This window comes from Salegentibacter sp. UBA1130 (assembly GCF_002311535.1).
Lineage (GTDB): Bacteria > Bacteroidota > Bacteroidia > Flavobacteriales > Flavobacteriaceae > Salegentibacter > Salegentibacter agarivorans.
Map to the genome: position 1 here is coordinate 81,912 of NZ_DCAP01000040.1, position 231 is coordinate 82,142.

A 231-nucleotide genomic window follows, 5' to 3' on the forward strand; every position below is an offset into this window, starting at 1 on the left:
TATAAGTTCCGGCATTGGTTTGTCTGTTATTCTCATATTTCACTGTCGCACCCTCAGGCAAACCAGTAATGAAAATATCTTTTGAAGTTCCATCGTAGGTGAAAGTTTCACTTTCAAAAGTTACTCCTTCGATTTCTGCATTTTCAATTACCAAAGACACTTCTTTTGAAACGGATAAGTAATTGTCTGTTTCTTCAGCAGAAATAATAACAGGATAAGTTCCTGCAGCGG

The 231-nt window shown here is 36.8% G+C and carries 1 protein-coding gene; it reads right to left on the minus strand.

Annotated elements, in window-relative coordinates; genetic code table 11:
• Positions 1-231 (minus strand): hypothetical protein (locus B4F31_RS17385; RefSeq protein ID WP_286761837.1); only part of this gene is annotated, 231 nt, incomplete at both ends.